This is a genomic window from Aeromonas cavernicola (genome assembly GCF_002795305.1).
In the GTDB taxonomy this organism is placed as follows: Bacteria; Pseudomonadota; Gammaproteobacteria; order Enterobacterales; family Aeromonadaceae; genus Aeromonas; species Aeromonas cavernicola.
Window position 1 is genome coordinate 19,882 of sequence record NZ_PGGC01000075.1, and the last position, 7,372, is coordinate 27,253.

Annotated in this window: 9 protein-coding genes; 7 read left to right on the plus strand and 2 right to left on the minus strand. The window is 55.7% G+C overall.

Going from position 1 to position 7,372, the window contains the following annotated elements:
• The first annotated feature begins 26 nt into the window (after positions 1-26).
• Positions 27-935: a tRNA 2-thiocytidine(32) synthetase TtcA gene (ttcA, locus tag CUC53_RS08445; RefSeq protein ID WP_100293746.1), complete on the plus strand. Its 909-nt coding sequence runs from the start codon at positions 27-29 to the stop codon at positions 933-935.
• Positions 936-1,026: 91 nt separating this feature from the next.
• On the opposite strand, the gene CUC53_RS08450 is transcribed toward ttcA, so the two are convergent.
• A complete protein-coding gene (locus CUC53_RS08450; protein WP_100293747.1) occupies positions 1,027-1,707 on the minus strand; it encodes a DUF2987 domain-containing protein in 681 nt (226 codons plus the stop codon).
• 12 nt (positions 1,708-1,719) lie between these two features.
• Positions 1,720-2,454, minus strand: coding sequence for a DUF2189 domain-containing protein (locus tag CUC53_RS08455; RefSeq protein WP_167386721.1), 735 nt, complete (start codon positions 2,452-2,454; stop codon positions 1,720-1,722).
• Positions 2,455-3,017: 563 nt separating this feature from the next.
• Between CUC53_RS08455 and CUC53_RS08465 the strand changes: the two genes are divergently transcribed.
• From CUC53_RS08465 to CUC53_RS08490, 6 genes are all read left to right on the plus strand, one after another.
• Positions 3,018-3,422 carry an MbcA/ParS/Xre antitoxin family protein gene (locus CUC53_RS08465; RefSeq protein WP_100293750.1) on the plus strand — a complete coding sequence of 135 codons (405 nt, stop codon included), beginning with the start codon at positions 3,018-3,020 and terminating at the stop codon, positions 3,420-3,422.
• Entirely contained in the window at positions 3,422-4,111 is a 690-nt protein-coding gene (locus tag CUC53_RS08470) for an RES family NAD+ phosphorylase (RefSeq protein WP_100293751.1), read from the plus strand. Before CUC53_RS08465 ends, CUC53_RS08470 begins: the two co-directional genes overlap by 1 nt.
• A 172-nt stretch (positions 4,112-4,283) precedes the next feature.
• Positions 4,284-4,901: a glutathione S-transferase family protein gene (locus CUC53_RS08475; protein WP_100293752.1), complete on the plus strand. Its 618-nt coding sequence runs from the start codon at positions 4,284-4,286 to the stop codon at positions 4,899-4,901.
• A 233-nt stretch (positions 4,902-5,134) separates the two neighbouring features.
• A complete protein-coding gene (rbsD, locus tag CUC53_RS08480; protein ID WP_100293753.1) occupies positions 5,135-5,554 on the plus strand; it encodes a D-ribose pyranase in 420 nt (139 codons plus the stop codon).
• A 10-nt stretch (positions 5,555-5,564) separates the two neighbouring features.
• Positions 5,565-7,100 carry a ribose ABC transporter ATP-binding protein RbsA gene (gene rbsA / locus CUC53_RS08485; protein ID WP_100293754.1) on the plus strand — a complete coding sequence of 512 codons (1,536 nt, stop codon included), beginning with the start codon at positions 5,565-5,567 and terminating at the stop codon, positions 7,098-7,100.
• Positions 7,097-7,372: ABC transporter permease subunit (locus CUC53_RS08490; protein ID WP_420808053.1), on the plus strand; the 276-nt coding region annotated here is incomplete at its 3' end. The genes rbsA and CUC53_RS08490, both read left to right, overlap by 4 nt.

Genomic DNA, 7,372 nt, shown 5'->3' on the forward strand with positions numbered 1-7,372 from the left:
TTATTTGTGTCCTGGGTTTTACGAGCATGCTAGAAGAGCTGAACGCCAAAGAAAAATACAGTTTCAACAAACTGCAAAAGCGCCTTCGGCGCAATGTGGGCCAAGCTATTGCTGACTTCAATATGATTGAAGAGGGTGACAAGGTGATGGTCTGTCTCTCCGGCGGCAAGGACAGCTTCGGTATGCTCGACATACTACTGAACCTACAGGCCAGCGCTCCCATCCATTTTGATCTGGTTGCCGTTAACCTCGATCAAAAACAGCCCGGTTTTCCCGAACATGTCCTGCCCGAATATCTGAAAACCCTTGGCATCGAGTACAAAATTGTCGAAGAGGACACTTACTCGATCGTCAAAGAGAAGGTACCAGAGGGTAAAACCACCTGCTCGCTCTGCTCTCGCCTGCGCCGTGGCATTCTTTATCGTACCGCCCAAGAGCTGGGTTGTACCAAAATTGCCCTTGGCCACCACCGTGATGACATCCTAGAAACCCTGTTTCTCAACATGTTCTACGGCGGCAAGCTCAAATCCATGCCCCCGAAACTGGTAAGTGACGATGGCAAGAACGTGGTGATCCGCCCGTTGGCCTACTGCAAAGAGAAAGATCTGGTGCGCTACGCCGAGATCAAAACCTTCCCTATCATTCCGTGCAACCTGTGCGGCTCGCAAGAGAACCTCCAGCGGCAGGCTATCAAGCAGATGATGCAAGATTGGGATCGCCGTTTCCCAGGTCGTATCGAAACCATGTTCACCGCCATTCAGGACGTGATCCCAAGCCACCTGCTCGATCACTCGCTGTTTGACTTCAAGAGCATCAACCGTGATTCCGGCATTATCGATGGGGGTGACAAGGCGTTTGATCCGCCGGAGCTACCTAAAGCACCCCTGTTGGACATCGACGAGATGGATATGCTCAATGTGATCGAAGTGCGCTAAACGCCTCTTCTCCACTGACCAGCAAGTAAAAAGGAGCGACATCGCTCCTTTTTACTTGGGTTGATCGCCCGTCAGGTTACCAAACCGCCGCTCAGTCCTTACGTAACCAAGGCGTGACCCGCAGGGGTTCCCCCGGCACGCGCAGGGTACCAGTTGCGAAATCTGCCAGCTGCTGCGCGCTGATCTGCAGTTGCCCTGCCTGCCAATCAATCGGGATCTGGCGGGCGCCCTCCACCAGATAGGCACGCCCCTCTGGTGCAATCATGGCGATGCGAACCCCTACCATGTCCGGCAAGAAGTATTTGCCCACCATGCCAGCCATCTTATCAAGCAGTTGCTGCATCTGCTGCTGGCGGGCCACCAGTTCCGTCAGCGGCATATCGCCTCCTGCTGGCGCATCCGCCATCACCTGTACCGTCATGTCGCAGGTAACGTGCTCTTCCTGCAAACCCACAGTGACGACCCCTTTGTCGAGGTTGAGATCCTCATCAAAAGGCAATCGCAGTTCGCTGTCTACCGTCACCTCGCCCGCCACTTCCTTACTGTCGGTCGCAACCCGCGCAAAGGTCAGGCCACAGCGCTGGCCATGTTGCGGATCGGTCAGATAAAAACCCAGTCTGGCGTGGCCAAACTCCCCCTTGGCGAAAGTCTTCATCTGGCTGAAAAAGGTACTGTATTGCAGCGTCAGCGTGGGCGTGGGCTCGGCGCGGCCAACGCTGGGCGCTAACGACATCGCTAGCATCAGCGGGGGCATGGCATATCGGCGGATCATTCAAACTCCTTATCAGGCAGTGAAATGGTTAGGGCCTTCACTTACATCCTTTACCTCGACCGCCACCCCGCAAAGATCACGATAGAGGATCCCTTTGCTGTTGAAATAGAGTGGCGCCAGCCAGATAAGTCCCAGCCCCATCGGGATCAAGGCGATAAAAAGCAGCACCGCCATTACCCCATGAAACAGCACAATGCTGGGCAAACCACGTAGGCAAATCTTCAGCGAGACCACAATGGCTTGGGGTGGGGTCAGGCCACGCTCTAACACCAAGGGCACGGTAAAGAGCAGCCCCATACCGATCAGGGCTGAGGGGATCAGTGCCAACATAGGGGGTAAACCGAATAGATCAAACAGTGGGCCAAATAGGCTAGTTAGCAAACTGCCCAGCAAACTCAATGAGCCCAACCGAACAAAATGGCGGAAGAAATCAAACACCTGGCTGGCGCGGGCACGCACCCCGACCGACTGCTGCAACCCGAGCATATCAAGGGCGCTGGTCATCGGGGCCATAATAACTGTGATCAACAGCCCCAACACCTTGGCGACATTGACATGGGTATCATCGAGATAGGGCTGCAACAGCAAATTGATAAGCAAGAACCAGATCGCCATGACACCAGCAATCGCCAGCAACAAACCAAATCCACTACGCCGAGTCTGCTGCCAGCCTTCTTTTATTATCCCTTTTAGATCAAGGCGATAACCTTGATTCAAGGTCTGTTCAAGGGAGCCACCGATACGCATTTTATTACTCAATTGACTGTCCAACATCGAATCCAACCCAATAAGGGGGCACAGTATAGCGGTTTGGCCTGCTATTCGTAGCCGTTTTTCCTGCCCACTGCTGGCCACAGGTTCGAATAGCTGAAAAAGTGAGCATCCAGTGGGAGTCCCCCCTCGAGATGAGCGATCCAAAAGAGGGGGCCGCGCTCTGGATGGACAACCTCGCCATCCCAACCCTGCCAAGACCAAACATGTGGAGAAGCCCCACGCGCTCATTAACTTCCTGATGCGCTACGACGTCGCCGCCAAGGTGGTCGAGATAATCGACGTCCCCCATTCAAGAGAACCATTTTCCTGCTCCCCCAGCGCTTGGCAATCACCCGATGATCTTCCAAGCGGACCACACCAGATAGTGGCTGATCACCTGAGTGTTGTTGCGTGACCGAAATCAAGCACACCAACGCCCAATAATGTACATAAACATATAAATATGTACATATATAGACACTTCTTCTACACTCAATTCAAGTGAACATTTCACGCACCAGACAGCTGTCTGGCACTGACTACATTAAGGAGGAGATATGGCCAATACGACACAAACCGCTTTGGAAAATGGCGCCGTTGACCCCAGCAAGGCACTGCCTGTGGTATTCCGGATCCTGGATAAGTGGCACTGCAATACCGATGAACAGCTGAAACTACTGGGTATCTCATCTCGTTCAACATTGAACAAATACAAGGAGTCAAACGGTGGGATCCGCCTGACTATGGATATGCAAGAACGGATGAGCTACATCCTCAATATCCATAAGTGTCTGAGGGTGCTGTTCAGTGCTGACGACAGCATCTACGGTTGGGTCCGCAAACCCAACAGCCACCCCTTCTTTGCCGGGCGCAGCGCGATGGATATTATGAATACTGGCCGCGTGGCTGATTTGTATGAAGTAGCCACCCGCCTGCATGCCTGGCGCGGGGGAATGGCCTAATGCAAGCGCCGCCACTGATTGAACTCAAGAAAGAGCGAGCCTATCGGATCATCCCGAGCCGCTACCCCACTATCGACCTCTATGAAGATGTAGCCAATGCGGACGAACTGGAGGCCGTCTGGGCCATTGAGTCACTGACCAACGATCGATTGAATGAAGCGGCGGGAGATCTATCTAGGGTTGCGAAAGAGGATTGGTTGGTTGGGCTAAGCGGCAGCAGCTATGTGATGGCCGCCTTCACCCATATCAACCCAGAAGGAGCCCGATTCACCACTGGCGATTTTGGCGGTTACTACTGTGCCCCCCTGCTCGATACCGCCATCAAAGAGACGGTCTATCACCAGGAGCGAATATTCGGCTACACCAACGAACCCGCTCAGAAAATACAGATGCGGGTACTCTATACCGAGTTCACCGCCCATCTGGTCGATATAACCAGCACGGAATTGCTCGCTACCCCGCTTTATCACGCGACCCACTATGGCCAATCCCAAGCTTTCGCCCAAGAGCAGAAAACCAAGGGGATGGACGGTATCCACTACCGTTCTGTGCGTCACAGCGGTCATAACTGCTATGTGCTCTATCGTCCCCGTCTGGTCACCAAGATCCACCAAGCCCCACATCTGGAATACCACTGGAACGGACATGCAATTGCCAATGTATTGGAGATCAAGTTGTATGGGGAATAGCGCTGACTGATCCCCTGATATTTCACGACGTCAATCATTCCAAATATGATGTGTGAAAGACTGTTATAAAAAACGCCTCACGCGGGACTGCCAATCCATGATGCTGCGCCTCTTAGGCGGGCGCTAGCGACCTCCATCAAACCCAAGTGGCCTAAGCCAATCAGGAGTATTCATGTCCGATCTGACCCTCTTTTTCGCTCCCGGCACCTGTGCTATGGCCGTGCAGATCGCCCTGCTGGAAGCAAATGCCCCGTTTAATGCCCGCCAGCTCAACCTCGCCGTAGGGGAGCAGCGTGACCCCGCGTATCTTGCCATCAACCCCAAAGGGCGGGTGCCTGCCCTTATCACCGAGCAGGGCACCCTGACCGAGACCCCGGCCCTGCTGCTCTATGTGGCGCAGCGCTTCCCCGCTACCAAACTGGCGCCGCTGGACAACCCGTTCCTGCTGGCCCGCATGCAGGAGGTCAACAGCTTCCTCGCCTCCACCGTGCATGTCTCCCATGCCCACGGTCGCCGTGGCAGCCGCTGGGCCGATGACGAACAGGCCATTGCCGCCATGCAGCAGAAAGTCGCCAGCAATATGCGCGATGGCTTTGATCAGATTGAGCGGCACTACTTGGCAGGCCCCTGGGTGCTGGGTGAGCAGTTCAGCGTGGCGGATATCTATCTGTTCGTGGTCGCTGGCTGGCTGAAAAGCGATGGGGTCGAACTCAATGAATTCCCCAAGGTTGCTGATCATTATCAGCGCATGCTGAGCCGCCCCGCAGTCGCCAAGGCACTGGCCAACTAACCATAAAACCAACTGCACAATGAATAACAGGCGGTTAGGGCTCTGCTGGCCCCCTAGCTACTGACGTCCCTGCTTTTGTTCGCTCCTCCTTTGGGATCATTTTCACATTTTCGTGGTGTTAGCGTGGCTCTGGCTGGGTAAACCGTCTATGGTTACATCACAACGCAATCGGTTGCGTAACCGGTTGCCAAACGGTTCACAGATTGACGGGCCAAGGCCTGATGAGGTGCTGTATGAAACGAGGCGTACTGCTCAATGCTCCCCTGAGTGCCCTAGTGGCACACATGGGCCACACCGACGAGATCACCGTCTGCGATGCAGGCTTGCCCATTGCGGCAGGTCCGGAGCGGATCGATCTTGCGTTGATGGCGGGCACCCCCAGCCTTGCAACCGTACTGACCGCCCTGCTCACCGATCTGGTGGTGGAGAAGGTGATCATGGCGAGCGAGATCAAGCAGATCAGCCCCGCCGCCCATCAGGCGCTGGTCGATCAGCTTGAAGCCCATGCCGCCACCCAAGGCAAACCCATTACCATCGAATACTGCCTGCACGAGACGTTCAAAACCCGCACCCGCCAAAGTAAGGCGGTGGTGCGCAGCGGCGAGGTGATCCCCTACGCCAACCTGATCCTCTGTGCCGGTGTGGCCTTTTAAGGGAGCTGCTATGAGTACCACCCCCTCGCCCATTCTGGCGCTCTCTGGGATCGTTAAGACCTTCCCGGGGGTTAAGGCCCTTGATGAGGCCGGTCTTAACGTCTATCCGGGTCAGGTCATGGCCCTGCTCGGCGAAAATGGCGCTGGTAAATCCACCCTGATGAAGGTGCTGACTGGCATCTATCAGGCCGATGCGGGCATCATCAGTTATCGCGGCCAGCCGGTTCACTTTAAGGGCCCCCGCGACTCTCAAGATCAGGGGATCAGCATCATCCATCAAGAGCTGAACCTGCTGCCGGAGCTATCCATCGCCGCCAATATCTTCCTCGGTCGCGAGCCGCGCACCCGTTTTGGCAATATTGACCACTCACAGCTGCGCGAGCGGGCCAGCGCCCTACTGGCACGACTGGGGATTAAGCATGGGCCGGATACCCGCCTTGGTCATCTCTCCATCGGTGAGCAGCAGATGGTGGAGATCGCTAAAGCGCTGTCGTTTGATGCCAGCGTCATCATCATGGATGAACCCACCGATGCGCTGACCGATACCGAGACCGAGCAGCTGTTTGCGGTGATCCGCGAGCTGCGTCAGCAAGGTTGCGGCATCGTCTATATCTCCCACCGCCTCAAAGAGATCTTCGAGATTTGTGACAGGGTCACCGTGCTGCGCGATGGTAAGTGGATCGGCGAGCAGGCGGTCAGCGATCTGGACGAAGACAAGATCATCGAGATGATGGTCGGTCGGCGGCTGGAAGAGCAGTATCCACGCCTTGAGCGCGAACTCGGCCCTGTCAGCCTACAGGTACAGGATCTGGTTGGTCCCGGCGTGCGCGGGGTGAGTTTCACCTTGCATCAGGGAGAAATTCTCGGTTTTAGCGGCCTGATGGGATCTGGCCGTACTGAGCTGATGAAGCTTATCTATGGCGCTCGTCCTATCACTGCTGGTGGCTTAGCAGTGGATGGCCATGTGTTGGTCCCGCGCAGCCCAGCCGACGGTCTGGCGGCAGGCATCGCCTACATCTCTGAAGATCGCAAAGGCGATGGGCTAGTGCTGGAGCTGTCAGTGCGGGAAAACATGAGCCTGTGCGCTCTCAACGAGTTCTGTGCCTATGGCAAGCATGGCGGCAAGATTGACGGCAAGGCCGAACGCCAAGCGGTGAACGACTATGTACGCCTGTTCAACATCAAGACCCCGAGTCAGGAGCAGCTGATCAAACTGCTCTCCGGCGGCAACCAGCAGAAGGTGGCCATCGCCAAGGGGCTGCTGACTCGGCCCAAGGTGCTGATCCTCGACGAGCCAACCCGCGGCGTCGACGTGGGGGCTAAAAAGGAAATTTATCAGCTGATCAACCAGTTCAAGCAGGAAGGGATGAGTATCATTCTGATCTCCTCCGAGATGCCGGAAGTGCTCGGCATGAGTGATCGCATCATGGTGATGCACGAAGGGCGCATCAGCGCAGAGTTCAACCGCCGCGACGCCAATCAGGAGAAACTGATGGCGGCGGCAGTCGGTAAACAGTGGCAAGCAGAGCAAGAGGCAGCACAATGACAACCCAATCCCTTCCCCGCCGTGGTCTTATGAATAAGGCTTGGTGGATTGAGAACAAATCGCTGGTCGCCCTGCTGGTGCTGATTGGTGTCGTTTCTGCGCTCAATCCCAACTTTTTTAGCATCGATAACCTGCTCAATATTCTGCGCCAGACCTCGGTCAACGCCATCATGGCGGTCGGCATGACGCTGGTTATCCTTACCGCCGGTATCGATCTGTCGGTCGGCTCAGTGCTGGCCCTGTGCGGCGCGCTGGCGGCGACCATGGTCGCC